General features: G+C 51.5%; 32 protein-coding genes. 29 read left to right on the top strand and 3 right to left on the bottom strand.

Annotated elements, in window-relative coordinates; all coding sequences use genetic code 11:
• The first annotated feature begins 18 nt into the window (after nt 1-18).
• The 6 genes from aspS (at nt 19) to yegQ (ending at nt 5,714) form a co-directional block, all read left to right on the top strand.
• Entirely contained in the window at nt 19-1,809 is a 1,791-nt protein-coding gene (aspS, locus tag METH5_RS0104565; protein WP_029147397.1) for an aspartate--tRNA ligase, read from the top strand.
• A 119-nt stretch (nt 1,810-1,928) separates the two neighbouring features.
• A complete protein-coding gene (locus tag METH5_RS0104560; protein WP_029147396.1) occupies nt 1,929-2,459 on the top strand; it encodes an adenine phosphoribosyltransferase in 531 nt (176 codons plus the stop codon).
• 68 nt (nt 2,460-2,527) lie between these two features.
• Complete coding sequence (locus METH5_RS0104555; protein ID WP_029147395.1) at nt 2,528-2,956, top strand: VOC family protein; 429 nt, start codon at nt 2,528-2,530, stop codon at nt 2,954-2,956.
• Nucleotides 2,957-3,048: 92 nt separating this feature from the next.
• Complete coding sequence (locus METH5_RS0104550) at nt 3,049-3,837, top strand: quinoprotein dehydrogenase-associated SoxYZ-like carrier (protein WP_029147394.1); 789 nt, start codon at nt 3,049-3,051, stop codon at nt 3,835-3,837.
• Between the two features lie 104 nt (nt 3,838-3,941).
• Nucleotides 3,942-4,361 (top strand): secondary thiamine-phosphate synthase enzyme YjbQ, encoded by a 420-nt coding sequence (locus tag METH5_RS0104545; protein ID WP_029147393.1) that lies wholly within the window; start codon nt 3,942-3,944, stop codon nt 4,359-4,361.
• Between the two features lie 6 nt (nt 4,362-4,367).
• Nucleotides 4,368-5,714 (top strand): tRNA 5-hydroxyuridine modification protein YegQ, encoded by a 1,347-nt coding sequence (gene yegQ, locus METH5_RS0104540; RefSeq protein WP_029147392.1) that lies wholly within the window; start codon nt 4,368-4,370, stop codon nt 5,712-5,714.
• A 91-nt stretch (nt 5,715-5,805) separates the two neighbouring features.
• Here the strand turns inward: yegQ and METH5_RS0104535 are convergent, their stop codons facing one another.
• Nucleotides 5,806-6,237, bottom strand: a complete 432-nt coding sequence (locus tag METH5_RS0104535; RefSeq protein ID WP_029147391.1) for a CBS domain-containing protein — start codon at nt 6,235-6,237, stop codon at nt 5,806-5,808.
• Between the two features lie 110 nt (nt 6,238-6,347).
• On the opposite strand from METH5_RS0104535, the gene METH5_RS0104530 reads away from it, so the two are divergent.
• The 22 genes from METH5_RS0104530 to xerD all read left to right on the top strand — a co-directional run bounded on the left by METH5_RS0104530 (nt 6,348) and on the right by xerD (nt 22,039).
• Nucleotides 6,348-6,866 carry a MarR family winged helix-turn-helix transcriptional regulator gene (locus tag METH5_RS0104530; protein ID WP_029147390.1) on the top strand — a complete coding sequence of 173 codons (519 nt, stop codon included), beginning with the start codon at nt 6,348-6,350 and terminating at the stop codon, nt 6,864-6,866.
• 23 nt (nt 6,867-6,889) lie between these two features.
• A complete protein-coding gene (locus METH5_RS0104525; RefSeq protein WP_029147389.1) occupies nt 6,890-7,267 on the top strand; it encodes a nuclear transport factor 2 family protein in 378 nt (125 codons plus the stop codon).
• A gap of 28 nt (nt 7,268-7,295) precedes the next feature.
• On the top strand, nt 7,296-8,201 hold the full coding sequence (locus METH5_RS0104520) for a DMT family transporter (protein ID WP_029147388.1): 906 nt from the start codon (nt 7,296-7,298) through the stop codon (nt 8,199-8,201).
• Nucleotides 8,202-8,359: 158 nt separating this feature from the next.
• Complete coding sequence (locus METH5_RS0104515; protein ID WP_029147387.1) at nt 8,360-9,088, top strand: YebC/PmpR family DNA-binding transcriptional regulator; 729 nt, start codon at nt 8,360-8,362, stop codon at nt 9,086-9,088.
• A 45-nt stretch (nt 9,089-9,133) separates the two neighbouring features.
• Nucleotides 9,134-9,694 carry a crossover junction endodeoxyribonuclease RuvC gene (ruvC, locus tag METH5_RS0104510; RefSeq protein ID WP_029147386.1) on the top strand — a complete coding sequence of 187 codons (561 nt, stop codon included), beginning with the start codon at nt 9,134-9,136 and terminating at the stop codon, nt 9,692-9,694.
• On the top strand, nt 9,691-10,266 hold the full coding sequence (gene ruvA / locus METH5_RS0104505; protein WP_029147385.1) for a Holliday junction branch migration protein RuvA: 576 nt from the start codon (nt 9,691-9,693) through the stop codon (nt 10,264-10,266). Before ruvC ends, ruvA begins: the two co-directional genes overlap by 4 nt.
• A 136-nt stretch (nt 10,267-10,402) precedes the next feature.
• Nucleotides 10,403-11,449: a Holliday junction branch migration DNA helicase RuvB gene (gene ruvB / locus METH5_RS0104500; protein WP_029147384.1), complete on the top strand. Its 1,047-nt coding sequence runs from the start codon at nt 10,403-10,405 to the stop codon at nt 11,447-11,449.
• Nucleotide 11,450: 1 nt separating this feature from the next.
• Nucleotides 11,451-11,846 carry a tol-pal system-associated acyl-CoA thioesterase gene (gene ybgC / locus METH5_RS0104495; protein WP_029147383.1) on the top strand — a complete coding sequence of 132 codons (396 nt, stop codon included), beginning with the start codon at nt 11,451-11,453 and terminating at the stop codon, nt 11,844-11,846.
• Nucleotides 11,843-12,517 (top strand): protein TolQ, encoded by a 675-nt coding sequence (gene tolQ / locus METH5_RS0104490; RefSeq protein WP_029147382.1) that lies wholly within the window; start codon nt 11,843-11,845, stop codon nt 12,515-12,517. Before ybgC ends, tolQ begins: the two co-directional genes overlap by 4 nt.
• Before the next feature lie 11 nt (nt 12,518-12,528).
• Nucleotides 12,529-12,921 (top strand): ExbD/TolR family protein, encoded by a 393-nt coding sequence (locus METH5_RS0104485; RefSeq protein WP_029147381.1) that lies wholly within the window; start codon nt 12,529-12,531, stop codon nt 12,919-12,921.
• 21 nt (nt 12,922-12,942) lie between these two features.
• Nucleotides 12,943-13,836 (top strand): TonB C-terminal domain-containing protein, encoded by an 894-nt coding sequence (locus METH5_RS0104480; protein ID WP_029147380.1) that lies wholly within the window; start codon nt 12,943-12,945, stop codon nt 13,834-13,836.
• A gap of 58 nt (nt 13,837-13,894) precedes the next feature.
• Entirely contained in the window at nt 13,895-15,229 is a 1,335-nt protein-coding gene (gene tolB / locus METH5_RS0104475; RefSeq protein WP_029147379.1) for a Tol-Pal system beta propeller repeat protein TolB, read from the top strand.
• Between the two features lie 46 nt (nt 15,230-15,275).
• Complete coding sequence (gene pal, locus METH5_RS0104470; RefSeq protein WP_029147378.1) at nt 15,276-15,830, top strand: peptidoglycan-associated lipoprotein Pal; 555 nt, start codon at nt 15,276-15,278, stop codon at nt 15,828-15,830.
• The gene (locus METH5_RS0104465; RefSeq protein ID WP_029147377.1) at nt 15,817-16,680 is read left to right on the top strand and encodes a YbgF trimerization domain-containing protein; all 864 of its coding nucleotides are present in this window, start codon (nt 15,817-15,819) and stop codon (nt 16,678-16,680) included. The genes pal and METH5_RS0104465 overlap by 14 nt, the downstream gene beginning before the upstream one ends.
• Nucleotides 16,681-16,750: 70 nt before the next feature.
• Nucleotides 16,751-17,392, top strand: coding sequence for a 7-carboxy-7-deazaguanine synthase QueE (gene queE, locus METH5_RS0104460; RefSeq protein WP_029147376.1), 642 nt, complete (start codon nt 16,751-16,753; stop codon nt 17,390-17,392).
• Nucleotides 17,393-17,394: 2 nt separating this feature from the next.
• A complete protein-coding gene (gene queC / locus METH5_RS0104455) occupies nt 17,395-18,096 on the top strand; it encodes a 7-cyano-7-deazaguanine synthase QueC (RefSeq protein WP_029147375.1) in 702 nt (233 codons plus the stop codon).
• A gap of 81 nt (nt 18,097-18,177) precedes the next feature.
• On the top strand, nt 18,178-18,627 hold the full coding sequence (gene rpsP / locus METH5_RS0104450) for a 30S ribosomal protein S16 (RefSeq protein ID WP_029147374.1): 450 nt from the start codon (nt 18,178-18,180) through the stop codon (nt 18,625-18,627).
• Between the two features lie 22 nt (nt 18,628-18,649).
• Nucleotides 18,650-19,201 carry a ribosome maturation factor RimM gene (gene rimM, locus METH5_RS0104445; RefSeq protein WP_029147373.1) on the top strand — a complete coding sequence of 184 codons (552 nt, stop codon included), beginning with the start codon at nt 18,650-18,652 and terminating at the stop codon, nt 19,199-19,201.
• Between the two features lie 35 nt (nt 19,202-19,236).
• Nucleotides 19,237-19,977, top strand: coding sequence for a tRNA (guanosine(37)-N1)-methyltransferase TrmD (gene trmD / locus METH5_RS0104440; RefSeq protein WP_198290710.1), 741 nt, complete (start codon nt 19,237-19,239; stop codon nt 19,975-19,977).
• 168 nt (nt 19,978-20,145) lie between these two features.
• Complete coding sequence (rplS, locus tag METH5_RS0104435; RefSeq protein WP_019883633.1) at nt 20,146-20,535, top strand: 50S ribosomal protein L19; 390 nt, start codon at nt 20,146-20,148, stop codon at nt 20,533-20,535.
• Nucleotides 20,536-20,639: 104 nt separating this feature from the next.
• Nucleotides 20,640-21,116, top strand: a complete 477-nt coding sequence (locus METH5_RS0104430; RefSeq protein WP_029147371.1) for a methylated-DNA--[protein]-cysteine S-methyltransferase — start codon at nt 20,640-20,642, stop codon at nt 21,114-21,116.
• 5 nt (nt 21,117-21,121) lie between these two features.
• Nucleotides 21,122-22,039 (top strand): site-specific tyrosine recombinase XerD, encoded by a 918-nt coding sequence (gene xerD / locus METH5_RS0104425; protein ID WP_029147370.1) that lies wholly within the window; start codon nt 21,122-21,124, stop codon nt 22,037-22,039.
• 711 nt (nt 22,040-22,750) lie between these two features.
• On the opposite strand, the gene folB is transcribed toward xerD, so the two are convergent.
• Complete coding sequence (folB, locus tag METH5_RS0104420) at nt 22,751-23,101, bottom strand: dihydroneopterin aldolase (protein WP_029147369.1); 351 nt, start codon at nt 23,099-23,101, stop codon at nt 22,751-22,753.
• Between the two features lie 112 nt (nt 23,102-23,213).
• Here folB and plsY point away from each other — a divergent pair, with 112 nt between their 5' ends.
• Complete coding sequence (gene plsY, locus METH5_RS0104415; protein ID WP_029147368.1) at nt 23,214-23,825, top strand: glycerol-3-phosphate 1-O-acyltransferase PlsY; 612 nt, start codon at nt 23,214-23,216, stop codon at nt 23,823-23,825.
• Nucleotides 23,826-23,834: 9 nt separating this feature from the next.
• On the opposite strand, the gene tsaD is transcribed toward plsY, so the two are convergent.
• Nucleotides 23,835-24,857, bottom strand: a complete 1,023-nt coding sequence (tsaD, locus tag METH5_RS0104410) for a tRNA (adenosine(37)-N6)-threonylcarbamoyltransferase complex transferase subunit TsaD (protein WP_029147367.1) — start codon at nt 24,855-24,857, stop codon at nt 23,835-23,837.
• Nucleotides 24,858-24,965 lie beyond the last annotated feature (108 nt).

Here is a 24,965-nt window from a genome sequence, read left to right as displayed (position 1 = left end):
AAACTTTATAAAATTATTATGATGCGTACACATTATTGCGGCCATTTGAACCGCGAACACATTGGACAAACCGTGACACTGTGTGGCTGGGCCCACCGTCGTCGCGACCACGGCGGCGTGATTTTCATTGATTTGCGTGATCGCGAAGGTCTGGCACAAATCGTGATTGACCCGGACACCAAAGGTGCATTCGCCATTGCTGAAACCGTACGTAGCGAGTTTGTCTTGCGCGTGGTCTGTAAAGTGCGTGCGCGTCCTGAAGGTACTGTGAACGCCAATTTGCCAACCGGCGAAGTCGAGATGCTGGCAACCGAAATTGAAGTGTTAAATGCTTCATTGACACCTCCTTTCATGCTGGATGATGACAACCTGACCGAGACTGTGCGTCTTGAGCATAGATACATCGACTTGCGCCGTCCGGCCATGCAAAAAAACATGATGCTGCGCTACAAAGTGGCAAAAAATCTGCGTGATTACCTGGATGACAACGGTTTTATTGAAGTTGAAACGCCAATGCTGACGCGTTCGACGCCAGAAGGCGCGCGTGATTACCTGGTGCCATCGCGGGTACACCACGGTATGTTCTTTGCCTTGCCGCAATCACCGCAGTTGTTTAAACAATTGTTGATGGTGTCCGGTTTTGACCGTTACTTCCAGATCACCAAATGTTTCCGCGACGAAGATTTACGTGCAGACCGCCAGCCAGAATTCACCCAGGTCGATATCGAGACCTCGTTCCTGGAAGAAAATGAAATCATGGACATCGTCGAAGAGATGATCCGTCGCATGCTTAAAAAGGTGCAGGATGTTGATCTGCCAGCCAAGTTTCCACGCATGCCGTTTAGCGAGGCCATGAACCGTTACGGTTCTGACAAGCCCGACATGCGCGTGACGCTCGAAATCACTGAGCTGAGCGATGTGATGAAAGATGTGGATTTTAAAGTATTTGCTGGTGCCGCCAATATGGCGGGTGGCCGCGTGGCTGCGATTCGTGTGCCTAATGGCGCTGCGATCAGCCGCTCTGAAATTGACGCATACACTGAGTTTGTCAAAATCTACGGTGCTAAAGGTCTTGCTTATATCAAGATCAACGACATCACCAAGCTCAACGAGGAAGGCCTGCAAAGCCCGATTGTAAAAAACATTCACGTCAATGCCTTGCAAGCCATTATTGAGCGCACTGGTGCGCAAAACGGTGACATCGTCTTTTTTGGCGCAGATAAAGCCAAAGTTGTTAACGAGGCTTTGGGCGCGTTGCGTACCAAAGTTGGCCACGAAAAAGGCCATGTTGATGGCCGTGCCTGGGCACCATTATGGGTGGTCGATTTCCCGATGTTTGAGCATGATGAAGAGAATGACCGTTGGGTTGCGCTGCATCATCCGTTCACGGCGCCTAAAGATGGCCATGAAGACTTGCTGGTCAGCAATCCAGGCGCTTGCTTGTCCAAAGCCTATGACATGGTGCTCAATGGTTGGGAAGTGGGCGGCGGTTCTGTGCGTATCCACAAACAAGACGTGCAATCTAAAGTGTTTGATGCACTGAAAATCAGCCGTGAAGAAGCACAAGAAAAATTTGGCTTCTTGCTTGACGCGTTGCAATACGGTGCGCCGCCGCATGGTGGCCTCGCCTTCGGCTTGGATCGTCTGGTGACGCTGATGGCCGGTGCCGAGTCTATCCGTGACGTGATTGCTTTCCCGAAAACCCAGCGCGCGCAATGTCTGATGACCAATGCGCCAAACGAGGTAGACGAGAAACAGTTGCGCGAATTGCATATTCGCGTGCGTCAGCAAAACGCAGCTGGGCAATAAGCCAGCCAGGCTTGTGTGGCAGGCCAATGCAGACAATCAAAGCGCGTCTACCAGAGGGTGGGCGCGTTTTTTATTGGGACTAAGCTTTTTTAGATGAAGGCTGATTTTTGGGCGAAGGCATGATAGATCTGACCGCTTACATACGAACCGTTGCAGACTACCCTAAAGCGGGGATCCAGTTTCGCGACATCACGACTTTGCTCAAGGATGCGACAGCCTTTAATGCGGCAATTGATGCACTCGCTTTGCATTATGCCGATGTTGCACTTGATAAAGTGGTGGCGATTGAGGCGCGTGGCTTTATCATTGGCGCGGCGCTAGCCAGCAAGCTGAGTTTAGGCTTTGTGCCCGTGCGTAAGCCTGGCAAACTGCCTGCGGCCAGCATTTCACAGACCTACATGCTTGAATATGGTGACGATGCGCTGCAGTTGCATACCGATGCCATTACCGCAGGCGAGCAGATATTGCTGGTGGATGACCTGATTGCAACGGGCGGTACCGCCCTGGCCGCTGTGGCTTTGATTCGCCAGCTTGGCGGGGTGGTTGCGCATGCTGGTTTCGTCATTGATTTGCCAGACTTGGGCGGCTTGCAACAATTGCAGGCCAGTGGCGTCCAACCATTTGTCCTGTGTCAATTTGAAGGGCATTAGTTTTTGTACTATATTGCGCAGATTATTCGCTCACATTTTTTACACGGCACTCATTAGATTGGAAAATCATGCCATTGACAGGAATTGATCACGTCAACTTTCGCACTGACCGCGACACCATGCATCAGTTACGCGATTTTTATTGCGACGTATTGGGGTTAACGGTGGGTAAGCGTGTGGCCAGCACCACCTACGGCTACTGGTTGTATATCGGCAAGCAGGCTGTGGTGCATTTGGCTGAGTATAAAACGGCTGAGCCGCCCCAGCTACACGTGCATGGCACCTATGATCATGTTTCGTTTAATGCCCATGATATGCCTGCCATGGAGTTGCATTTGCAGGCGGTTGGCGTGGCTTACACTACACGTATTTTGGCCAACGGTATTCGCCAGATGAATATGCGTGACCCGGCGGGCAATGGGGTTGAGCTCAATTTTACCGAATATGCCGACCCAAACTATGAGATGCGACCCTCGGGCGACCCGAGTAAACTTTGATCATTGTGATATGCATCACATATTGTGGTAGCGTATCCATAAGAAAATCCGTGACATACAAATGAAATGATTTGTTTGAACAGGGGAATAAAATGAAAAAAATGTGGATGTTGGTATTAGGGTTGTCTGCGGTGTGTTTGAGTGGTGTGGCGCAGGCAGAGGCAGACCCTAAATTATGGACGGTGGTGAAGGAAGCATTTTTCCCCAAGCGGGATATTCAGGAGGTCGAGTTTCTCAAAGTTGAGGGTCCGCGACGTGCTGAAAGTGGCGCACAAGTGCCGGTGACGTTTATCTACGACAAAGCGGCTGCTAATGGTGTGGTGCTCAAAAAACTGTATGTGATTGTCGATGCCAACCCGATTCAACTCGCTTCAACCTATCATTTAACCGATATGCTAAATGGTTTTCAAATGGCCACCCGCATCCGTCAGGAAACTGACTCTTTTGTGCGGCTGATTGGCGAAACCGCCGATGGCAAGTTGTATATGGGTAAGCGTGAGATTCGTGCAGCGGGCGGCTGTGGCGGCACTGTCGATAACAACGAAAGCGAAGTGCGCGCAGCGGCCGGTAAAATCAAACTAAACGTCGATGCGCCCAAGTTTGGTGAGCCAGCAACCGCCACGTTTAATATCCGTCATGTCATGCGTACTGGCTTGCAGCGCGACCTGGTATCACAAGGTTATGTGCCTGCGTTTTATATCAACAAGGCAACCTTTACCTACAACGGTAAAGAGGTGATGACGGTAGATGTGGGCGTGGGCACCAGTGAGGATCCTTACATGAAATTTAGTTTTGTGCCAGATGCGCCGGGCAAGCTGGAAGTGACGGCAACAGATAATGAAGGTAAAACTTTCACGCACACGCTGGATGTGCACAGCTAGCAAAAAAGCAATACGGAAAGGCCTCTTCGGAGGCCTTTCTTGTTTTATGACAAATGACTTTTTAGTCACGGTGCTAAAATATCCGCTTTGGGGAAAGGGACAACATGAAGAGTTTTCGTAAAGAGCTGTGGTTTAACATTTCAGCGCGTATGGACTTTAAGAACATTACGCAGGATGTGGTGGCGTGTGTACGCGAAAGCGGTGTGAGAGAAGGCCTGGTATTGATTAATGCCATGCATATTTCGGCCAGCGTGTTTATCAATGACGACGAGCGTGGCCTGCACCACGACTATAAAGTGTGGCTGGAAAAACTGGCCCCGCATGAGCCAGTGAGCGGTTATCGCCACAATGATACCGGCGAAGACAATGCCGATGCGCACATCAAGCGTCAAATTATGGGTCGCGAAGTGGTGGTGGCGATTACCGAAGGCCAATTAGATTTTGGTCCTTGGGAACAGATTTTTTACGGTGAGTTTGATGGCCGCCGCAATAAACGGGTGCTGGTGAAAATCATCGGCGACTAAATGCGTATGAAGTCTCCCGAGTTATTAGCGCCTGCCGGTGATCTTGACCGCATGCGTACCGCGTTTGATTATGGCGCAGATGCGGTTTATGCGGGGCAGCCCCGCTACAGCTTGCGTGTGCGTGAGAATGATTTTTCGCTACAGAATCTGGCGATTGGTATTGAGGAGGCGCATGCGCGTGGCAAACAATTTTTTGTTGCCAGCAATATTTCGCCGCACAACGCCAAGGTGAAAACCTATCTGCGCGACATGGCACCGGTGATCGCCATGCAGCCGGATGCGCTGATCATGGCTGACCCCGGCCTGATTATGATGGTGCGCGAGCAGTGGCCAGAAATGCCGATTCATTTATCGGTACAGGCCAATGCGGTCAATTATGCTTCGGTCAAGTTCTGGCAGCGCATGGGGCTGACACGGGTGATTTTGTCACGTGAATTGTCACTCGATGAGATCGCTGAAATCCGCCAGGAGTGCCCGGACATGGAGCTGGAAGTATTTGTGCACGGTGCCTTGTGCATTGCGTACTCAGGCCGCTGCCTGTTATCTGGTTATTTCAACTCGCGTGACCCGAATCAGGGTACGTGTACCAACAGTTGCCGCTGGGATTATAAGGTGCATGATGCGCAACCCGATGCGGCAGGGGTCGTCCGTTTGAAAGAGTTTGATTTTCAGGCAGAAATGGAGAAATCCAGCCTGTCGTCGTGTGGTTCTTTGCCACGCCATCCGGCGGCCGATCAGGTCTATTTGATTGAAGAAAAAGGCCGCCCAGGCGAATTGCTGCCGATCATGGAGGACGAGCACGGTACCTATATCATGAACAGCAAAGACTTGCGCGCGATTGAGCATGTCGAAAAGCTGATTGCGCTCGGTGTAGATTCGCTCAAAATCGAAGGCCGTACCAAGTCGCGTTATTACGTGGCACGCACCTGCCAGAATTACCGGCAGGCGATTGATGATGCGGTGGCCGGACGGCCATTTGACTGGCGCTTGCTGGGTGAGCTGGAGAACCTGGCTAATCGCGGTTACACCGATGGTTTCTATCAGCGCCACCATACCGCCGAGCATCAGAATTACGTGCAAGGGCACTCTAGCGCCAACCGCAGTTTATATGTGGGTGATGTGGTGGCATATGATGCCGAGCGCGGGCTGGCTTCAATTGAGGCACGCAATAAATTTGCCGTGGGCGACAAGTTGCAATTGATACACCCTAGCGGAAACCGAGACCTGGTGGTTGAACAGTTGTTTGATAAACATGGTGCGGCCGTACAGCAAGCGGCAGGCAGTGGTCACTTTGTCAAACTGCCAGTGACGGCTGGTCGCTTGAATAACGCAATGGTGGCCAGGTATTTGTAAGTGAGTATTGATAGGTAAACCTGTGTTGAGTTCGTTAAAAAGGGGAGCATGGCTCCCCTTTTTTGCAATTGTGGTGCTTGGTGAAGCTGGTCTAGCTATGAATATAACTTTCCAGCTGTTTGATAAGCTCTTGTTGGTAGCTGATGGTTTCTTTCAAAATGTCGCCAATCGACAGCATGCCCAGCATTTTGCCGTTATCAACCACCGGCAAGTGGCGGATGCGTTTGTCCAGCATGGTGCTCATGGCCGACTCTACCAGTTCTGCCGGTTTACCAGTAATGACCTTTTCGGTCATCACTTCGCTAATCTGCGTTGTTTTGGATGAGCGGCCCTTGAGGATAATTTCACGCGCGTAGTCACGCTCAGAGAAAATACCCACCAGTTCGCCATCCTTGATCACCGCCAGCGCACCAATCTGATATTCCGCCAGAATAACCAGTGCATCGTACACTGGCCGGTTAGGCGCAATACTGATAATGCCCTGGTGTGTTTTATGAGAGAGTACTTGTTGAAGCGTCTTCATCACTTCCTCCTTTCATAGGCACAAGCAACTAATATACACCCATGCTTAAATAAGCAACACCATAGATTTTTCTTGACATAGTTAGCTAGCTAATTATAATGAGGCTAATTATGTTGCAACTTAGAGATCTTCCTACCCAAGAAATCCTGCAGCGGTTTGCCCAACGGTATCCCGCGGCCGATGTCACGGCTATTGCCAGTTTTTTGATGTTGTTGCGGGTGGCGACAGATTTGTCGATTGCGCTCGATGCTTGTCTCAGCAAGCACGATTTGCTGCAAGGCCGCTGGTGGGTGTTAATTTTGCTCATGCGCGAAGCTGACCTGACCTCAACACCTTCGGTGCTGGCAGAAAAGCTGGGCGTAACGCGTGCAACCATGACCGGCCTGCTGGATGGCCTGGAGCAGGGTGGGTTGGTACAGCGCGTATCAGTGCCGGAAGACCGGCGCAGCGTAAAAATACAGCTGACTGCAGCGGGCCAGACCAAGCTGGATGCTGTGATGCCAGATTATTACACGCGCTTGCGGCAATGCATGCAGGGCTTGGGTGAGCAGCAGCGCAGTGATTTGCAAGCCATTTTAGGCGTGATAGACCACGGGATGTCTGCCTGGGATTTTAATCAGTCAATTTAGTTTTTTAATGAAGGAGTTTCACCATGGCAACTGTTGTCGATACTTTAATCACATTGAACCAGCAATTTGACGCTGCCTTTAACAGCAAAAACGCGCAAGCGATTGCGGCCTTGTATGCCGCTGATGCGATTGTAATGCCAGCCCCTGCCGGTACGGTTGTTAAAGGCCGCCAAGGCGTGGCAGACTTTTTTGGTGGCTTGATTCAAGCCGGTGTGATTGAACATGCCTTAACCATGAAAGAAGCCATTGTGACTGACACACTGGCGACGCAAACAGGCAGCTGGGCGGCAGCGATGGTTGGCGAAGATGGCGTTAAACAGCAGTTTGGCGGCAATGTGCAAGTGGTGTTCCAGAAACAGGCTGATGGCCAGTGGCTGGCTGTGACGCATATCTGGAACTAATCAACGAAAAGACGCATGGATCGCAGATATGGATCAACTGATTAAACAACGCTCGCAAGCGCTGACGGCACTGCTGGTGCTCACCATTATCTGGGGTTATAACTGGGTAGTGATGAAGAGTGCGCTGCAATATGCCGGGCCGTTTCAGTTTGCGGCCATGCGTACGTTTTTTGGGGCGCTGGTGCTGTTTTTGGTGCTGTATGTGACGCGCCGCCCGATGGGCTTGACTGAGTTTCCGACCATGTTGCTGCTGGGGATTCTACAAAACGTCGGTTTTACCGGCGTGCTGATGTGGGCGCTGGTAGAAGGTGGTGCGGGCAAAACTGCGGTGTTGACCTATACCATGCCGTTTTGGACGCTGTTATTCGCCTGGCCCATGCTGGGTGAGCGCGTGCACGGCTGGCAATGGCTGGCCGTGATTGCCGCCGTGTTGGGCATGTTGTTTATTTTTGACCCGCTGCACATCCGTGCCGATAGCTTCAGTATGTTATTGGCGGTGTTGTCCGGCGTGTCGTGGGCATTGTCTGCCATCATGACCAAGCAATTACACCGGCGTCATCCTGATTTAGACTTAATCAATCTAACGGCGTGGCCGATGTTTTTGGGATCGCTACCGATGGTGTTGATTGCCTGGCTGGTGCCAGCGCCACCGATTCAGTGGGCGCCTTATTTGGTGGGTGCCGTGTTGTTTAACGTGGTGTTGTGCGGTGCCCTGGCCTGGTTGTTGTGGTTGTTTGCCTTGCAGCGGCTGCCTGCCGGGGTGGCGAGTATGGCGTCTATGCTGGCGCCGGTGATCGGCGTGATTGCGGCCTGGATCCAGTTAAATGAAGTGCCGGATGGCATGGAGCTCACTGGCATGGCGCTGATTATCTTTTCGCTGACACTGATTTCTATTTTGATGATGTGGCCGGGCTATACCAAAAGCCAGCAATAACCCCCTGTTTGCCAGTCGTACTTTTAAGGCCTGACATTGTCAGGCCTTTTTTGTTGTGCGCGCGGCACATGCGGCACGCTAAAGGCAGCCAATGGCTGTGGTAAAATCGCCGGGTTAAATTACCTCAACAGCATTGTTCAAAAATACAAGGAAGCAAAATGGCTGGACATAGTAAATGGGCCAATATTCAGCACCGTAAAGGCCGTCAGGATGCCAAACGCGGCAAAATCTTCACCAAGCTGATTAAAGAAATCACCGTGTCTGCGCGCATGGGGGGCGGTGATACTGCCATGAACCCACGTTTGCGGGCAGCGGTTGCGGCAGCCAAAGAAGAAAACATGCCTTCTGACAATATCACGCGTGCCATTAAAAAAGGCACTGGCGAGCTCGAAGGCGTGAGCTACGAAGAGATTCGTTATGAAGGCTATGGCATCAATGGCGCCTCTATTATTATTGATTGCCTGACTGATAACCGTCAGCGCGCGGTGATGGATGTGCGCCATGCACTGACCAAGCATGGCGGCAATTTAGGCACAGATGGCAGCGTGGCATTTATGTTTAAGCACTGTGGCCAATTGGTCTTTGCGCCGGGCGTGTCAGAAGATGCAGTAATGGAAGCGGCGCTCGAAGCTGGGGCAGAAGACGTGATTACTGACGAAGATGGCAGTATTGAAGTGATTACAGCCCCGGGCGATTTTGTCACGGTAAAAGAGGCGCTGGAAGCGGCTGGCCTTAAAGCGGTGATGGCGCAAGTGACCATGAAATCACTCAATGAAGTGGTCTTCACCGGCGATGATGCCGTTAAAATGCAGAAAATCCTCGATATGCTGGAAGACCTGGATGACGTGCAGGATGTGTACACCTCTGCTGTGATCGAAGAAGATTAAACCATGCTATTTGCCGTTGGCTTGTGCTGGGTAAGTGATTTTTAAATGGCGGTACAGCGCATATTAGGCATAGATCCTGGCTTGCGAATCACCGGTTTTGGTGTGATCGAAGCCGTCGATGGCAAGTTGGCTTATGTGACCAGTGGCGTGATTAAAACAGCTTCGGCTAAAAAAAGTGCGCAGGGTGAGCCAGAAAAAGAAGCCTTGCCTGAGCGTTTGAAAGTCATACTCGATGGTTTGTTTGAAGTGATTGCTACTTATCAGCCGACGCAGGTAGCGATTGAAAAAGTGTTTGTGAACGTGAACCCGCAATCTACTTTGTTGCTGGGGCAGGCGCGCGGTGCTGCTATTTCAGCGGCGGTGATCCGGCAATTGCCAGTAGCCGAATACACGGCGTTACAAGTCAAGCAGTCGGTGGTGGGCAATGGTCATGCACAAAAAGAGCAGGTGCAAGAGATGGTCAAGCGCTTACTCAAGCTGCCCGCGACGCCCAGCCCAGACTCGGCAGATGCGCTGGCTTGCGCCATTTGTCATGCGCATGGCGGCCAGGGCTTGGGTGCATTTGCCACCGCCGGATTTAGAGTTAGAAATGGAAGATTGATATGATTGCGCGTTTGCAGGGCCGTTTGCTGGAAAAATCGCCACCGTTGATTGTGATTGACTGCAATGGCGTCGGTTATGAGGTCGAGGTGCCCATGAGCACTTTTTACAACCTGCCTGAGCTGGGTCAGCCAGTGCAGATTTTAACGCACATGGTAGTGCGTGAAGATGCGCAGTTGCTATATGGCTTTGGCAGTGAGCAAGAAAAAAACACCTTTAAACAACTACTTAAGGTGAACGGCATTGGCGCCAAATCTGCGTTGTCTATCCTCAGTGGTGTCAGCGTGAATGACCTGATGCTGGCCGTTAACCAGCAAGAAGTGTCATTGCTGACACGTATTCCGGGCATCGGCAAAAAAACGGCCGAGCGCTTGCTGCTTGAGCTCAAAGACAAATTTGTCGTCACTGGCTCTACCTCTGCACAGCCTGCTGCTAAAGCGGCCACGGACGATATCCTCAATGCGCTGGTGGCGCTGGGTTACCACGAGCGAGAAGCATCAGCGACTATCAAGTTGCTGGAGCCGGGTGTGGGTGTGAGCGATGGCATTCGCCAGGCCTTGAAGTATCTGGCCAAGTGATGTGCAAATGGCGCGGGGGTTGGTCTGTAATAGTCAAACGCCGCATGGTATGATGGCGAAAAAATAACTTCTTCAGTGACCGGCAATGAGGCTTTGTGTTGACTAAATTTGCTTTGCACTTCATTACCGACCACCCATGATTGAAACTGATAGACTCGTCGCTCCTGCCACTGCCAGCGCCCAAGAAGAAGCGCTGGAGCGCGCATTACGCCCCAAATTGCTGGATGAGTATGTGGGGCAGGAAAAAGCACGCGGTCAACTCGAAATCTTCATCAATGCTGCCCGTGGTCGCCAGGAAGCACTAGACCATGTGTTGCTGTTCGGGCCGCCCGGCCTCGGTAAAACCACGCTTGCTCATATTATTGCCAAAGAAATGGGCGTCAATCTGCGCCTGACCTCTGGCCCGGTGCTAGAGCGCGCGGGAGATCTGGCCGCGTTGCTGACCAATCTTGAACCCAATGATGTGTTGTTTATTGATGAGATTCACCGTTTAAGCCCGGTGGTTGAAGAGATTTTGTATCCAGCCATGGAAGATTACCGGCTGGATATCATGATAGGCGAGGGCCCGGCTGCGCGTAGTGTGCGCCTCGATTTGCCACCGTTTACGCTGGTTGGTGCCACGACGCGGGCAGGCATGCTGACTAATCCCTTGCGTGACCGTTTTGGCATTGTGGCGCGCCTGGAGTTTTACAGCCATGATGAGCTGGCTAAAATTGTCAGCCGCTCGGCCAACTTGCTTGAAGTAGATATGCAGCCGGCTGGTGCCTTTGAAATCGCCCGCCGTGCGCGCGGTACGCCACGTATTGCTAACCGGTTATTGCGCCGCGTGCGCGATTACGCGCAGGTGAAAGCTGACGGTGTGGTGACCGATATGGTGGCCGATGCCGCCCTTAAAATGCTGGATGTCGATCAGCAAGGGCTGGACGTGATGGACCGCAAGTTGTTGCAGGCGGTGATCGAAAAGTTTGGTGGTGGGCCGGTGGGGCTGGATAATTTGGCCGCAGCCATTGGCGAAGAGCGCGATACGATAGAAGATGTGCTGGAACCTTATTTGATTCAGCAAGGCTATATCATGCGCACGCCACGCGGACGCGTGGCTACCATGATGACGTACCAGCATTTTGGCCTCAAAGCGCCTGCCAGTATGGCGTCTGGCGAGTCTTGGCCGGGCGCCGGGCAATAGCATGTTTGTGTTTCCGGTGCGTGTTTATTATGAAGATACCGATGCAGGCGGTGTGGTCTACCACAGCCGCTATCTGAACTTTATGGAGCGCGCGCGGACAGAATGGTTGCGTGCCGCCGGCTTTGCCCAGGCCACTTTAAAGCAAGATGAGCAGGTGTTGTTTGTGGTACACAGCATGCAACTGCAGTTTAAAAAGCCAGCCAGGCTGGATGATGCGTTACAGGTAACCTCACAGTTGACTGAGATGGGGCGTGGCAGTTTTAGCTGCCAGCAGCAGATCAAACATGGTGAGACGATTTTATTAGCGGCACAGGTCAAAGTGGCCTGTGTGAATGCGGATTCATTTAAACCAACGGGTATTCCGGCCCGTATCAAAATTGCACTGGAGTCTTCATGAATGTAGCAAACGATATGTCGATTTTTACCCTGGTGAGTGGGGCCAGTTTGCCAGTTCAACTGGTCATGCTGATCTTGCTGCTGACCTCGCTGGTCTCCTGGTGGTATATCTTCATTAAAGTATTTTCATTAAAGGCAGCCAATGAAAATGTTGACCAGTTTGAAGCACAGTTCTGGTCAGGGGGTGACTTGAACGAGTTGTATGAGCGCATTACCTCGGGCAGAAAAACGCCACAAGGCATGGCCAGCATTTTTCAGGCCGGCCTGAAAGAGTTTATTCGCTACAAACAGCAAAAAGATACCGAGGTGAGTGACGTGATGGAAGCGACACGCCGTGCCATGCGCGCCTCTTATAACCGTGAGCTGGATGCGCTGGATTCACATCTGCCATTTTTGGCCTCGGTTGGTTCAGTCAGCCCGTACATTGGCTTGTTTGGCACTGTATGGGGCATTATGAATGCGTTTCGTGGTTTATCTAACGTGGCGCAGGCCACGTTAAGCCAGGTGGCACCTGGTATTGCCGAAGCCTTGGTGGCCACGGCGATTGGCCTGTTTGCGGCGATTCCGGCGGTGATTGCCTATAACCGTTTTGCCGCAGGCGTTGACCGCTTGTCTGTGCGCTACGAAAGCTTTATCGAAGAATTTACCAACATTTTGCAACGTAGAGCCTGATTGGAGCCGCTATGAGCAGAACGCGTAAACGGCGCATGATGAACCAGATTAACGTCGTGCCTTACATTGACGTGACCCTGGTGTTGCTGGTGATTTTTATGGTGACGGCACCCATGACCAACCCGGGCATGGTGGAGTTGCCAAAAGTTGGTCAGGCGCTCAAGCAAAGTGGTGACCCGATTGTGGTCACCGTGCAAAAAGAGGGCACTATCCTTATGGATGGCAAGGAAATGCAGCGTGACGATATGCTGGCATTGATTCGCCAGCGTTTGGCTGAGGCACAAAAGCCAGTGGTGGTTTCTGCCGACAAAAATACGCCTTATGGTGAGGTGGTGTCGGTGATGGACTTGCTAAAACAGGCGCAGGTGAACCAGGTTGGTTTGTTGTTTCAAAACGAAAAGTAAGCGGTCAGTGATTTAAAACAGATGAAAATCGTATTGTCCCCACAAGATCAGATCATACGCAAACGCGCAGCCATATTGTCTGTGCTCATGCATGTGCTGCTATTTCTTGGCATGATTTTCATGGTCGACTGGAAAGCTGTGCACGTGAGCCCCAGCGTGATGGAGGCGACATTGTGGGACAGTTTGCCCAGCAAACAGCCCACAAAAGCGGTGGTCAAACCAGTAGAACCGCCGCCACCGCCACCTGAACCAACCCCCAAACCGCCCGAGCCAAAACCGCCCGAGCCAAAACCGCCCGAGCCAAAACCGCCCGAGCCAAAACCGCCCGAGCCAAAACCGCCCGAGCCAAAACCGCCGGAAAAGGTCGCGCCGCCAGAGCCGCAAGTAAAACAAGCGGAACAAGAAGCAGAAATTGCACTCAAAAAACGGGAAGATGAAAAAAAACGCCTGTTAGAAGAAGAAAAAAAGAAAGAACTTGAGCAGAAAAAACAAGAAGAAAAGCTAAAGAAAATTCAGGAAGCCCTTCGCAAGCAAGAGGAAGAAGATAAGCTGAAAAAGATTCAGGACGCCATGCGCCAGCAAGATCTGGATTCGCAACAATCTGCTGCTGCAGGTGCCGTAGACCCATCAGTGCTGGGTTATTACATGGGCTTGATGAGCCGAAAAATTAAGGCGACTGTGAATTCTGGCTTGTGCCCGGTCTCTAACCCGGAATTGCTGGTTGACATACAAATGACCAATTCGGGTGATATATCTGGCATGCCCAAGCTGATTAAAGGCTCAGGCGATGCGGTGTGTGATGATGCGGTGATCCGTGCCATTTTAGCGGCCAAGCCGTTTGATTTACCGGATGACCCGGCGACGCGCAAAAAGATGGTGGATCAGATACGGTTGAAGTTTAGGCCACGCAGCTAATGCAGCAATGACGCTGAGCGGGCTTTTCGTTATAATTCTTGTCTATAAGCAAACTAAAATGCATAAAACTGTGACCATGAAAAACTTAATAAATGGTGTGATCCATGTGGCCACACACACACTCGGCGCCAGTGTGCTGTTGTGGATGTTTGCGTTGCCAGCACACGCTGCGCTCGAAATCGAGATTAGTGGCGGTAGTGCAATTCAGATCCCGATTGCGATCTTGCCGATGGCCGAATCCGGCAATGCGCCATCTACAAGTCGTTTACATGACATTATCAGTAACGACCTGCGTGGTAGCGGCATGTTTCGCATCATTAATACCAGTGGCCTACCAGCGTTGCCAACCAGTGCCTCACAAATTAAATATACCGACTGGACCGCGCTCAAGGCGCAAGGCCTGAGCCTGGGTGAGGTGCAGCAAGTGGGTGGCAATTTAAAGGTGTCGGTGCAAGTGATGGACGTACTGCGCCAGACCGCCTTGTTGCAATTGACCTATACGGTTTCGCCCAGCCAGTACCGCCATGTCGCACATTTAATTGCTGACCAGATTTATGAAAAATTTACCGGTCAGCCAGGTGCCTTTGCGACACGTATCGCCTATGTGACCAAGGTCGGCAAGCGCTTTACGCTGCAGATTGCAGATTATGATGGCTTTAATGCGCAAACATTGGTGTCTTCAAACGAGCCGATTATTTCGCCTTCCTGGTCGCCTGACGGCAGCAAAATGGCTTATGTTTCGTTTGAGAAAAAGAAACCGATTGTGTTTGTGCAATCGCTCTATACCGGCGAGCGTAAAATGGTGGCCAATTTTAAAGGCAATAACAGTGCACCAGCTTGGGCGCCAGATGGCAGCAAGCTGGCGGTGGTATTAACTTATGGCGCTAATTCACAAATTTATACGATCTCTGCCGACGGTTCTAATTTGCAGCAGGTGACTAAAAGCAGCGCGATTGATACAGAGCCAGCCTTTTCACCAGATGGTCAGTCAATTTACTTCAGCTCAGACCGGGGCGGTCGTCCGCAAATTTACAAAGTGGCTGCGTCAGGTGGTCAGGCTTCACGCGTGACATTTGAAGGCAGTTATAATGTGAGCCCGCGCTTTTCGCCAGATGGCAAATACCTGACCTATATTCGTAATGATGGCGGCGCATTTAAGGTGGCTGTACAAGACCTGGGCACCGGCGATGTCAAAGTGCTTAGTACCGGCTCGCAAGATGAATCCCCCAGTTTTGCCCCTAATGCGCGTACTATTATGTATGCAACGCGCGTGGGCGGCAAAGGCACCCTGGCAACCGTCACTGTCGACGGCTTGGTCAGGCAGCGTTTGTCCGAAGCGGGCGGCGATATTCGTGAACCTGCATGGGGACCTGCTCAAGCAGCGCCCAAGTAGTCTATCCGTGGTCAATTTATTTAGTCACTCATTTTAAGGAGAAAGTATGAACAAGAGTATTTGGACAGTTGCAGCACTTGCATTGGTGTTGACCGCTTGTAAAAGCACCCCGATGAACCCGGCAAAAGTGGAAGATTCCAGCGTGACTCGCCCGATGACGAATTCACAAGGCAAAGCAGGGTCTGACAGTTCAGCTAGCACTGACAAAATCAACATTAAAACAGTCGATGTTGATACCAGCAAAGATGAGTTGAGCGCTGCTGAGTTGGCAAAACGTCAAGTGTTCTTTGACTATGACAGCGATGCCATTCGTGAAGAGTACAAAGGCTTGGTGGCTAACCACGCTAAATACCTGGCTGCGCATCCACAAACTAAAGTGGTACTGCAAGGTAACACCGATGAGCGCGGTACGCACGAGTACAACCTGGCATTGGGTCAACGCCGTTCTGTTGCAGTTAAAAATGCACTCAACGTGTTGGGCGTGAGCGATAGCCAGATCGAAACAGTAAGCTACGGTGAAGAGCGTTCTAAGCAAAATTGTGCTGATGACGGTTGCTTTCAGCAAGACCGTCGCGTAGACATCGTCTATGCCGGTCAGTAATTTGCGGCTCTCTGCTGCTTTGATCGCCTTGGGCCTGACAGTTTCGACTGTCAGCCAGGCGGCCTTGTTTGACGATACCGAGGCCAGAAAGCGGATTCTCGAGCTGGAAAACAAGCAAACGTCTGAGCATGACGCGCAACAAAAAGCCGTCACTGACCTGACCCGCACCCAGCAGTCGCTGGATAAACGTGTGCAAAGCCTGGAGGCCCTTATTAATGGTAAGGGCTTGCTGGATATGCAAAACCAGCTGGAGCAGATCAGGCAGGATGTGGCACAGGTGAAGGGCGATCTTGAAGTGGTGACCCATCAGCTGGAGGATATGCGTACCAAGCAAAGTGCTTCGTATACTGACCTCGACACACGTGTACGCAAACTGGAAACACTGGCGCAATCAGTCACCAGTGGGCAAATGCCGTTGTCTTCTGCAGGCGGTAGTGGCGTTGCTGATGCTAAAGCAGATGTTTCTCAGCAGGAATCGAGTGCATTTGCTGAGGCTGAGTCGTTGAATCAGGCCGGCAAGTACAAAGATGCATTTAATGCTTATGATGCATTTTTAAAGAGTTATTCCGGTAGCAAGCTGGCACCAGATGCGCTGTATGGCATGGGTTACACGCAGTTTGCGTTGAAAAGCTACAAGTCTTCTGCGGCCACGCAGCAGAAGTTTTTGGATAGCTATGCTTCGCACGCGTTGGCGCCTAACGCCATGCTGAACCTGGCTAATAGCCAGATTCAGTTGGGGCAGATCCCGGCGGCCAAAAAAACCTTGAAAGATCTGATTGCAGCTTATCCGTCGGCAGAAGTAACGCCCGGCGCGCAAAAACGGTTGAAAGTGCTGGAAAGTATCAAATAGCAGATTTTCGCGAGTTCGGCGATAATAGCGGGCAGATAGTAATATCTGCCCGTTTACTTTTTATATCCCCATGACCACACTCAGAATTTTCGAGATTTTTTACTCATTGCAGGGCGAAAGCTCACGCGTTGGCCTGCCTACTATTTTTATCCGCCTCACTGGTTGCCCACTGCGTTGTGGTTATTGTGATACCGAATACGCGTTTAAAGGTGGCAGCAATATGACGCTGGATGACATCATGCAGCAGATTTCGGCCTACGACACGCCATATGTCTGTGTGACGGGTGGCGAGCCATTGGCACAAAAGCCATGCATCGAATTGTTGACCAGATTGAGCGATGGCGGGTATCAGGTCTCGCTCGAGACCAGTGGTGCCATGGACATTGCGGCGGTAGATGCACGCGTTAAGGTGATCATGGACATTAAAACCCCCGGTTCTGGTGAGGTTGAAAAAAACCGCTGGGAAAACTTGCCGTTGCTAAAAGCAGGCGATGAGGTCAAATGGGTGATTTGCAGCCGTGAAGATTACGACTGGGCAAAGCAGATGTTGCAAACCCGGCCATTTATTGGTGATTGTGACCAGCTGTTTTCACCGAGTTTTCATGACGTGAGTGGCGACACATTAGCCAGCTGGATTTTGCAGGATCACCTCAAGGTGCGCATGCAATTGCAATTGCACAAAATCCTCTGGGGCGAGAAGCAAGGAGTATAAGTTTGGCCGTATCAAACAAACCAAAAGCAGTTATTTTATTGTCTGGCGGGCTGGATTCCAGCACGGTGCTGGCGATTGCCAAATCACAGGGTTACGACTGTTATTGCCTAAGCCTGGATTATCACCAGCGCCACAATGTCGAGCTGGTGGCGGCACAACGCGTGGCCGCCGCATTAGGCGCCACTGAGCATAAAACCGTGCAGCTTGATTTGTCACTGTTTGGCGGCTCGGCTTTAACTGACAGCAGTATCGCCGTACCAGAACAAGAAACCCAAGGTATTCCGGTGACTTATGTGCCTGCGCGCAATACCATTATGCTGTCATTGGCGTTGGCCTGGGCTGAGGTATTGCAGGCACGTGATATTTTTATTGGTGTGAATGCACTCGACTATTCGGGTTACCCGGATTGCCGTGGCGAATATGTGCAGGCTTTTCAGCAAATGGCCAACCTGGCCACTAAAGCCGCCGTAGAAGGCCAGACCATTACGGTGCATGCACCATTGATTGAGATGACCAAGGCAGATATTATCCGTAGCGGTCATGCGCTGGGGTTGGATTACGGCTTGACCGTCTCTTGTTACCAGGCCAATCAGCAAGGGGCTGCTTGCGGGGTGTGCGACTCCTGCCGTTTTCGCAAGGTGGGTTTTGCGCAAGCAGGAGTGGCTGACCCAACGCCATACCTAGAGACTTCTTCTGGCACGTGAAAAACACTTGCCATGCTTTCTAAATATCAAGTATAATCCGCGCCTTTCTGCAAAGAAATTCAATTTTAAGAGAACAAGATTATGGTCGTTATTCGTTTATCACGTGGTGGCTCCAAAAAGAACCCGTTTTACAGCCTGGTTGTGGCAGATTCCCGCAACCGTCGTGACGGTCGTTTTATCGAGCGCGTTGGTTTCTACAATCCATCTGCACGCGCTGGCGCTGAAGGCTTGCGTATCGATGAAGCACGTACACAATACTGGGTGGACAACGGTGCACAACTGTCTGAGACCGTGGCACGTTTGGTAAAATTTCACGCTAAAGGCGCCGAAGGCATGGCTGCTGTTAAGGCGAAAGAAGTTGCCAAAGCCGAAGCTGCTAAAGAAAAAGCAATCGCTGAAGCCGCTGCCAAGTTGAAAGCTGAAGCTGATGCCGCCGCCGCAGAAGCTGCCGCTAAGGCCAAAGCAGATGCTGAAGCTGCTGCCGCTGCGGAAGCCGCCGCTGCTGCTGCTGAAACACCAGCTGCTGAGTAATTGTTTTAGCGCCTGAATTCATATGGCGTCTGAAAACATGGTCGTAATGGGGCGCATCGTCGCCCCATATGGCGTTTATGGCTGGGTGAAAGTCGTGCCGGATACCGAGCATCTGGACGGCCTGCTTGATTATGACGCCTGGTGGGTAGGTAAAGCACCCAATTGGCGTGAAGTGACGGTAGAAGAAGCCAAGCTTCACAATGATGTGTTGGTGATCAAGCTGGCTGGCGTGGCTGATCGCGATGCCGCATTTAGCCTCAAAGGGCAGCAGATTGCAGTGCCGCGTGAGTCGCTGCCTACGCCTGAAGAAGGTGAGTATTACTGGTCAGACTTGATTGGATTGAGTGTGACCAATAAGCAGGGTGTGGCTTTTGGTAAAATTACGCAGGTGCTTGAAACGGGCGCCAACGATGTACTCGTGGTGCGTGAAGAGCAGTCAAGCAGTATTGAAGGTAAAGATGGCAAGCTGCGTCAGGAGTACCGCGAGCGTCTGGTGCCATTTACCAATGACGCGGTGCCAGAAGTAAATGTGCAAGCAGGTACGGTGCTGGTTGATTGGGATGCCGATTTTTAAAAGAAGGCCGTTTACATGCAAACCAAAGTCTCATGATGCAGATTGAAGTCATCAGTTTGTTTCCTGAGATGTTTTTAGCGCTGACTGAGTATGGAATTACCAGCCGTGCCAGGCAGCGAGGGTTGTATCAGTTAACGCTGACTAATCCGCGCCAATATACGCAGGACGTGCATCATACGGTGGATGATAGACCTTATGGTGGTGGCCCTGGCATGGTGATGCTGGCCGAACCGCTGGCTGCTGCGATTGGTGATGCGCGCGCGCGATTGCAGGCGCAAGGATTGATGGCGAGGGTGGTGCATTTATCACCGCGTGGTCAACCGCTGACACACGAAAAAGTGATGCAGCTAAAAAAATGTCAGGGGCTGGTGTTGTTGGCCAGCCGCTATGAAGGGGTAGACCAGCGTGTGCTGGATACACTGGTGGATGAGGAAATCTCTATTGGTGACTATGTGTTAAGTGGCGGTGAGTTGCCCGCCATGGTGTTGCTGGATGCGATTATCCGGCAATTGCCAGGTGCGTTGGGTGATGCCGATTCGGCGCAGGAAGATTCGTTTGTGAACGGTCTGCTTGATTATCCGCACTACACGCGCCCGGAAGAATTTGCAGGATTGAAGGTGCCCGAGGTATTACTTTCCGGGCATCACGAAAAGATTAGACAATGGCGATTACAGCAATCGCTACTGCTAACCAGGGAAAAACGCCCTGATTTATTGGCCGCAAGGCCGTTGACGAAAGAAGAGGCTAGGCTACTCAAAGATAGCCAAGGCAATTGAGTCAAGAACGAGCGTGATGGGATACAAGGCGCGCGGCGCGCAAACACCGGAATGTACTGGAGTACATGAGGATGTTGAGCACCGTGCAACGCAGTAGACGGCACGTGTAGTCTTGAATAAATGGTCTTGGGAGTAGGAACGAGCTCTTTACAATTAAAAGGAACCAAAATGGCAGACATTATTAAAATGTTAGAGCAAGAAGAAATTGCTCGTTTAAACAAAACAATCCCTAGCTTTGCACCAGGCGACACAGTGATTGTTGGTGTAAACGTGGTTGAAGGTACACGTAAACGTGTGCAGGCTTACGAAGGTGTTGTCATCGCCAAGCGTAACCGTGGCCTGAACTCATCATTCATCGTGCGTAAAATCTCTTCAGGTGAAGGCGTTGAGCGTACATTCCAGACTTACTCTCCACAAATCGCTTCTATCGAAGTGAAGCGCCGTGGTGACGTTCGCCGCGCTAAACTGTACTACTTGCGTGAGCGTTCAGGTAAATCTGCACGTATTAAAGAAAAATTGGTTGCTCGCGAAAAAGACATCGCTGCAAACAACGGTTAATTTAAACGTTGCACAAAAAAGCCCTTCATCAGAAGGGCTTTTTTATTGCCAGTGCACCGCATCGTGAGTTGCAGCCAGAGCGAGATTACAGTTTAATACGTGTCATGAACAACCTTGATGATGCACTCGATGCCTTGGTGCCGGCGCCTTTTGGCTTCGTTGGTGTGCGCTGTGATGGCACCGGCGAAACGCTGCAGTTTTTACTGCATGCCTTGCCCGTAAAAACAAACCCAAACCCGCGTGCGCAAATAGTGGCTGATCAGGTCGCTGCTTATCTGGATAACCCGGCATATCATTGGCAGCCGATTGCCGCCAGTCGTGGCACGCCATTTCAACAGCGTGTCTGGCAGGCCATGCGCGAGATTCCCGTCGGTGAAACACGCACTTATGGCGAGTTGGCAGCCGCTGTGCAATCTGGCCCGCGTGCGGTGGCCAATGCGTGCGGGGCTAATCCGTTGCCTTTGTTTAACCCTTGTCACCGTATTGTGGCCAGCAACGGCCTGGGTGGGTTTATGCAAGGCATCGCTGGCGGCTTGGACATCAAGCGCTGGCTGCTGGCACATGAGCAAGGCAGTAAATAAAACGGATGCAGCAAAAAAAGAATTCTTTAGCGGCCACAGCCAGTGCGCCTGAAATTGATGCCTTTATTGATCAGCTCTGGCTGGAAGATGGCTTGTCGGCCAATACCTTATCCAGCTACCGTAATGATTTAAAAGGCTTTGCCGAGTGGTGCAGCAAGCATCAACTGCCATTGTGGCAAGTGCAGTCGCCGCATGTGCAAGAGTACATTGCTTATCGCTTTCCCTTGGTCAAGGTCAGGAGCATTAATCGCCTGATTGCGACCCTGCGTCGTTTTTATCGTTATGCCTTATTGGCAAATCTGATCAAGCAAGACCCGACGCTGCATATTGAAGCGCCCAAAATGCCGAAGTCACTGCCTAAAACCTTGAGTGAGTCACAGGTAGAAGACTTGTTGCACGCGCCAGATGTCAACGTGCCCTTGGGCTTACGCGACCGCGCCATGCTTGAGTTACTCTATGCCAGTGGTTTGCGCGTTTCTGAGCTGGTGAATGTGAGTATTGCCGAAGTCAGCACGCAAGATGGCGTGGTGCGCGTCACTGGCAAAGGCAGTAAAACCCGGCTGGTACCGATGGGGCAAGAAGCTGCCGAGTGGATAGACCGCTACCTGGCGATTGCGCGGCCGGAGATATTGAAAGGTGGCTTGAGTGATGCCGTGTTTGTTACCACACGTGGTGGAGCCATGACCAGGCATGCTTTTTGGCATATTATTCAGCGTTACGCCTTGCAGGCAGGTATTTCGCAGCATATTAGCCCGCATGTGTTGCGGCATGCGTTTGCGACGCATTTGCTCAATCATGGCGCGGATTTGCGGGTGGTGCAGATGCTGTTGGGGCATGCGGATATTTCGACGACGCAGATTTATACGCATGTGGCGAGGGAGAGGTTACAGCAGTTGCATAAGGTGCATCATCCTAGGGGGTGATTTTCTCTGAGTCGTCATTCCGGCGTCGGCCGGAATCCAGGCATGGTGAGATTGCAATAAAAGGTTGTTCTTTGATTGGACGGTTTCTTTTCGCCTTTAGAGTCGCAGGGTGGGCATTGATGCGCATGCGTTTGAGATTTTTTGTGATATTGCTTTTCGCCTTGTTGGCGAGTTACTTTTCTTTGCTTGCCCAAAGAACAAGTAACCAAAAGAAATGCACCCCAGCTTCCGCTTGATTCCTGCGTTGCTCGTCAAAGTGGGCGTCCATCGAAACTCGTCCTGACAAGCCACACACTTCGTGGCTTGTTGCGGAGCTCAAACAGCCGATGGCCGAAAACTCCCACTTCGCCTGCGCTACTCGGCGCGGCAGATGGGGGCCCCGAACACCATGCGACTGCAACGCTAGCGAATTGAAGAGGAAATAATCTGGTTTTTGAACCATCTGTATTTATGTGATGTGAGTTTGGCGAGAATAATCCCATTCCATCACGCTGAGTAGCGGAGACAAAATAAGAGTAGAGGGAGCGACTGTCTGAGCTCCGCGGCAGCTTGCGGGTTGTGCAAGCTGCTAGGGCGAGTTTCGTGACCGCTTATTTTGTTGAGCAACGCAAGGGAGCCGAAGGCCGTGATGGCTGGGTGCCCTCTTTTTGGTTACTTTTTTGGGGCAAGCAAAAAAAGTAACTCGCCAATAAGGCGAAAGAAACTTTAAGTTTAAGCCGTACGGTAAATCTGAATGCCCAAAGCCTTCAGTCCCGGCAATATCCCCGGTTTACTCACTTTCAATTTCACATTCTGCGCTTTAAATTCCTGCAAAATCAGCTGGCACACATGCTCGCCTAGCGCTTCTACGAGTTTAAAGCTGTTTTCTGCCAAGGTCTCGCGTATACGGTTCGCTACCTGGCCATAATCAATGGTGTCTTCAATCGCATCTGTCTGGCAGGCTTTGCTAAAGTCATAACCGATTTCAATATCCAGAATCACGGTTTGTGCCACTGCACGCTCCCACTCCGGCACGCCGAGTTTGGTTTGCACTTTTACTTGTTCGAGAAAGATAATATCCATCAACGCTGATCCTTGTTGTTATTTCCGCACAGGCCGGAATCCAGTATGATTCGGCATCATACAACATCGTGCAGTGGCTGGCATAAGCGGCTGTATTACATTGGGATTAAGCATGAACGAAATTGGGTTTGATATTGAGGCGCTGGTATGGATAGTGGCGGCTTATTTGATTGGGTCGATTGCCTTTGGCATCATCGTGAGCAAGCTGTATCGCTTGCCTGACCCGCGCACGGTAGGTAGCGGCAATATTGGCGCGACTAATGTGGCACGCAGTGGTAAAAAATCAGCCGCCATTTTGACCTTGCTGGGCGATGTGTTTAAAGGCTGGTTGCCAGCTTGGTTGGCATTGCAGGCGGGGATGTTGATGGACGTGGTGGCGCTGGTTGGTTTGGCGGTGTTTTTGGGTCATTTGTACCCCATTTACCATAAGTTTAAGGGCGGTAAAGGTGTGGCGACGGCGCTAGGTGTCATGATTGCCTTCTCCGGCTGGCTGGCGTTGAGTGTGGTAGCCGTTTGGTTGGCAGTATTCTTGATTAGCCGGATTTCTTCGTTATCAGCATTGGTGGCAGCGGCGCTATCGCCTATTATCGCCTGGCAGTTTTTATCGCCGTATCCAGTGTATGTCGCGGTGGTGGTTGTGATGGCGGCGTTTCTGATTATTCGCCATCAATCCAATATTGAAAAACTGCTGGCAGGCACTGAGGCGCGCTTCGGTAAAAAGTGACTGCTGCGGCTAGGCTGGCGCAGTCAGTTCGGATAAATCCCAGCGCGGGCGGATGCTAAAGCTGTAATCCTGTTTCACTGCCTGCATGGCGTGCAACCGCATGGCACCGGCAAAGGCAATCATGGCGCCGTTGTCGGTGCAAAATTCTAGCCTCGGATAACTGACGCTGATGCCGCGCTTGCTGGCTGCTTCATTGAGTCTGATGCGTAAACGCTTGTTGGCGCCGACACCACCAGAAACGACCAGGCGTTTCAGTTTGGTCTGCTTGAGTGCTTTCATGCATTTGTGTACCAATATCTCGGTGACTGACTCCTGAAATTCCCAGGCAATATCTTTGACGGTTTCATCATCCAGTTGTGGCTGGTTGTTGACCAAGGTGAGCACAGCGGTTTTGAGGCCACTAAAGCTAAAGTTTAAATCCGGGCTATGGAGCATGGGGCGAGGCAGCTGAAAGCGCGGTTTACCCTGGTCAGCCAGCTTGGAGACGGCCGGACCACCCGGGTAACCCAGGCCCAATAATTTGGCGGTTTTATCAAACGCTTCGCCTGCGGCGTCGTCTAGGGTGTCGCCCAGTAGTTCATATTGGCCGATACCGTCTACGCGCATCAACTGGCTGTGGCCGCCTGATACCAATAAGGCGACAAACGGGAACGCAGGTGGGTTTTCTTCCAGCATGGCTGCCAATAAGTGGCCTTCGAGGTGGTGCACGCCAATAGAGGGCACATTCAGTGCCATGGCCAGTGATTGTGCAATGCTGGTGCCAACGAGCAGGGCGCCAGCCAGGCCAGGGCCTTGGGTGTAAGCAATGCCTTCAATGTCTTGCAGGGTTTTATCGGCCTCTGCCAGCACTTGTTGTGTGAGGGGTAACGCGCGGCGAATATGGTCACGCGAGGCTAGTTCAGGGACGACACCACCATAGGCGGCATGCATGTCAATTTGTGAGTGCAGCGCGTGCGCAAGTAGCCCGCGGCGTGTGTCATACAGCGCTACACCTGTCTCATCACAGGAAGATTCAATCCCCAACACCAACATAAGATCTTTCTCGCATACAATATTTTGCGGAAATGATTGATAAATCCAAATAAGCGCGATAGAATACGCGGTTTTCAGTGCTGCATCAATCCGCAAGCACTAAATCGA

The sequence above is a fragment of the Methylophilus sp. 5 genome (assembly GCF_000515275.1).
In the GTDB taxonomy this organism is placed as follows: Bacteria; Pseudomonadota; Gammaproteobacteria; order Burkholderiales; family Methylophilaceae; genus Methylophilus.
This window is presented reverse-complemented; position numbering and strand designations above follow the sequence as displayed.

Coding starts and splice junctions, on each gene's coding strand:
- METH5_RS0104555 (WP_029147395.1), top strand. CDS start 2,528: ATGCCATTGACAGGAATTGATCACGTCAACTTTCGCACTGACCGCGAC.
- aspS (WP_029147397.1), top strand. CDS start 19: ATGATGCGTACACATTATTGCGGCCATTTGAACCGCGAACACATTGGA.
- METH5_RS0104515 (WP_029147387.1), top strand. CDS start 8,360: ATGGCTGGACATAGTAAATGGGCCAATATTCAGCACCGTAAAGGCCGT.
- xerD (WP_029147370.1), top strand. CDS start 21,122: ATGCAGCAAAAAAAGAATTCTTTAGCGGCCACAGCCAGTGCGCCTGAA.
- METH5_RS0104545 (WP_029147393.1), top strand. CDS start 3,942: ATGAAGAGTTTTCGTAAAGAGCTGTGGTTTAACATTTCAGCGCGTATG.
- METH5_RS0104525 (WP_029147389.1), top strand. CDS start 6,890: ATGGCAACTGTTGTCGATACTTTAATCACATTGAACCAGCAATTTGAC.
- ruvB (WP_029147384.1), top strand. CDS start 10,403: ATGATTGAAACTGATAGACTCGTCGCTCCTGCCACTGCCAGCGCCCAA.
- METH5_RS0104430 (WP_029147371.1), top strand. CDS start 20,640: ATGAACAACCTTGATGATGCACTCGATGCCTTGGTGCCGGCGCCTTTT.
- METH5_RS0104535 (WP_029147391.1), bottom strand. CDS start 6,237: ATGAAGACGCTTCAACAAGTACTCTCTCATAAAACACACCAGGGCATT.
- tolQ (WP_029147382.1), top strand. CDS start 11,843: ATGAATGTAGCAAACGATATGTCGATTTTTACCCTGGTGAGTGGGGCC.
- rimM (WP_029147373.1), top strand. CDS start 18,650: ATGGCGTCTGAAAACATGGTCGTAATGGGGCGCATCGTCGCCCCATAT.
- queE (WP_029147376.1), top strand. CDS start 16,751: ATGACCACACTCAGAATTTTCGAGATTTTTTACTCATTGCAGGGCGAA.
- METH5_RS0104465 (WP_029147377.1), top strand. CDS start 15,817: ATGCCGGTCAGTAATTTGCGGCTCTCTGCTGCTTTGATCGCCTTGGGC.
- rpsP (WP_029147374.1), top strand. CDS start 18,178: ATGGTCGTTATTCGTTTATCACGTGGTGGCTCCAAAAAGAACCCGTTT.
- rplS (WP_019883633.1), top strand. CDS start 20,146: ATGGCAGACATTATTAAAATGTTAGAGCAAGAAGAAATTGCTCGTTTA.
- METH5_RS0104530 (WP_029147390.1), top strand. CDS start 6,348: ATGTTGCAACTTAGAGATCTTCCTACCCAAGAAATCCTGCAGCGGTTT.
- METH5_RS0104560 (WP_029147396.1), top strand. CDS start 1,929: ATGATAGATCTGACCGCTTACATACGAACCGTTGCAGACTACCCTAAA.
- ybgC (WP_029147383.1), top strand. CDS start 11,451: ATGTTTGTGTTTCCGGTGCGTGTTTATTATGAAGATACCGATGCAGGC.
- METH5_RS0104550 (WP_029147394.1), top strand. CDS start 3,049: ATGAAAAAAATGTGGATGTTGGTATTAGGGTTGTCTGCGGTGTGTTTG.
- METH5_RS0104485 (WP_029147381.1), top strand. CDS start 12,529: ATGAGCAGAACGCGTAAACGGCGCATGATGAACCAGATTAACGTCGTG.
- METH5_RS0104520 (WP_029147388.1), top strand. CDS start 7,296: ATGGATCAACTGATTAAACAACGCTCGCAAGCGCTGACGGCACTGCTG.
- ruvC (WP_029147386.1), top strand. CDS start 9,134: ATGGCGGTACAGCGCATATTAGGCATAGATCCTGGCTTGCGAATCACC.
- yegQ (WP_029147392.1), top strand. CDS start 4,368: ATGAAGTCTCCCGAGTTATTAGCGCCTGCCGGTGATCTTGACCGCATG.
- ruvA (WP_029147385.1), top strand. CDS start 9,691: ATGATTGCGCGTTTGCAGGGCCGTTTGCTGGAAAAATCGCCACCGTTG.
- pal (WP_029147378.1), top strand. CDS start 15,276: ATGAACAAGAGTATTTGGACAGTTGCAGCACTTGCATTGGTGTTGACC.
- tolB (WP_029147379.1), top strand. CDS start 13,895: ATGCATAAAACTGTGACCATGAAAAACTTAATAAATGGTGTGATCCAT.
- METH5_RS0104480 (WP_029147380.1), top strand. CDS start 12,943: ATGAAAATCGTATTGTCCCCACAAGATCAGATCATACGCAAACGCGCA.
- folB (WP_029147369.1), bottom strand. CDS start 23,101: ATGGATATTATCTTTCTCGAACAAGTAAAAGTGCAAACCAAACTCGGC.
- tsaD (WP_029147367.1), bottom strand. CDS start 24,857: ATGTTGGTGTTGGGGATTGAATCTTCCTGTGATGAGACAGGTGTAGCG.
- trmD (WP_198290710.1), top strand. CDS start 19,237: ATGCAGATTGAAGTCATCAGTTTGTTTCCTGAGATGTTTTTAGCGCTG.
- plsY (WP_029147368.1), top strand. CDS start 23,214: ATGAACGAAATTGGGTTTGATATTGAGGCGCTGGTATGGATAGTGGCG.